This window comes from Limnohabitans sp. (assembly GCF_046052825.1).
Classification (GTDB): domain Bacteria; phylum Pseudomonadota; class Gammaproteobacteria; order Burkholderiales; family Burkholderiaceae_C; genus Limnohabitans.
Genome location: NZ_JAVLFP010000061.1, coordinates 1 through 1802, shown reverse-complemented (window position 1 = coordinate 1802; position 1802 = coordinate 1). Strand labels below are relative to the sequence as shown.

At 56.4% G+C, this 1802-nt stretch carries 1 protein-coding gene; it reads right to left on the bottom strand.

Annotation, left to right across the window (positions count from 1 at the left end; genetic code table 11):
• Window positions 1-1778: flagellin (locus ACKWJN_RS10750; protein ID WP_408596764.1), on the bottom strand; the 1778-nt coding region annotated here is incomplete at its 3' end.
• Between the last annotated feature and the right edge of the window lie 24 nt (window positions 1779-1802).

The following is a 1802-nucleotide window of genomic DNA, read 5'->3' as shown; positions in this document are numbered from 1 at the left end:
GCTTGCTGAATGATCTGGCTCTTGGCCAAAGCCGTGGTCTCTTTCGAGTAGTCCGTATCCATGATGCGGCTTCTGGACGCCTCGGTGTTGGTCACCACGTTGCTCAGGTTGTTGACCGTGGCATTCAGGCGGTTTTGGTAAGCACCCAACTGCGCACGCGACTGGCTGACTTGCTCGATGGCGTTGTCAATCGCCTTCATGGCATCGGCGGCCGAAGCGGCTGACAACACGTTCAAACCCGTCATCGACGAACCACCGCTGTTGCCCAACGTAGGCTTGGTGGTGTCGTAGTAGGCGTCGCCCACGTTGACTTCACGCAAACCGTGCGAGGTGTAACCGCCGTAGGTTCCCAAGGTGTCATTGCCCAGGTCGACGCTGATGGGGTGGTTGTTGACCGAGTTCAATCGGATGATGGTGGCACCGTCCGAGTTGGACACTTTCTCAGCAAACACACCGGTTTGGTCGGCGAACGAGTTGATCAGTTGCACTTTCTTCGAGGTGCTGTCGGTTTGCTCGCCGGAGCGGTAAATGTCGACACCGTTGATCTTGACCTCACCGGCCACCCACTCGGTGGTCGAAGCTGTGATGCCAGCTCCTTCGTAGGTGTAGGCATCGACAAACTTCTCGGTCGAGTAGCCTGGCGACGTGGTGGCCAAGTCACCGCTGCGCATGCCATAAGTCGCCACCAAACCCAGCGTTTTCAAGGCTGCGTTGGTCACCGTTGCCGACACCGTGCCAGCGTTGCTGAGCGTGCCAACTTTCACTGGCGCGTCGGTTTGTGACTCAAGCTTCAACATGCCTTGGAACACATCGCCGCTGTGGAAACCCACGGCCAAGTTAGAGCCCGTGGTGGTGCCACCGATGGTGTCCGTGATGGTCAACTTGGCGCCAGAGTTGTTGAACAACACCAGTTTGCCTTCGTCGTTGATACGCGCTTGCACTGTGGCTGCGCCGCCTTGTGCGTTGATCTTGTCCACCACCTCTTGCATGTTGTTGGTGTTGGAGATTTTGATCGCCAAAGAAGCCGCGTCATCGATGGATGTCACCGTGATGGTCAAAGCTGCGGTGGACGCAATCACACCGTTACCCGCCACAGCGGCAGTAGCTTCGTTGAAGGCGCTGGCGGTGACACCGGCACGTGAGTTGTTGATGGCGGTGGTGATGTCGTTGATGTCGAGCACCGTGTTGTTGGCGCCGCTGGTGTCGGACTTGATCTTCGAGATGATGGTGCCGTTGATCACCAAGCTCAAGCTGCCACCACTGGCGAAAGAGCTGGAGATGGTAGAGGCGGTGTTGGAGAATCCCAGGCGACCCCCGATGAAGGTATTGCCAGATGAGGCGCTGGTGCCCAAACCGAGGTCAGACACTTTGGAGCTGGCAATGCCAACTTTGAGTGATTGATTGGCTTTGTCGCCGATTTGAAGCACTTTGTTCTGGAACGAACCGTCCAACAGGTTGATGCTGTTGAATTGGGTGGTCTTGGCCGTACGGTCGATTTCAGACTTGAGCTGTTGAACCTCTGCATCCAATGCAGCGCGGTCTTGGGCGTTGTTGGTGCCGTTGGCTGCTTGCACAGCGAGTTCACGCATGCGTTGCAAAGAAGAAGTCACTTCATCCAATGCACCTTCAGCCGTTTGCATCAACGAGATGCCATCGTTGGCGTTTTTGATCGCCATGTTCAGGCCGCGAATTTGCGACGTCATGCGGTTGCTGATGGACAAACCTGCCGCATCATCTTTGGCTGAGTTGATGCGCTTGCCAGTTGACAAACGCTCCATGGCGGTAGACAGATCACGACCGAC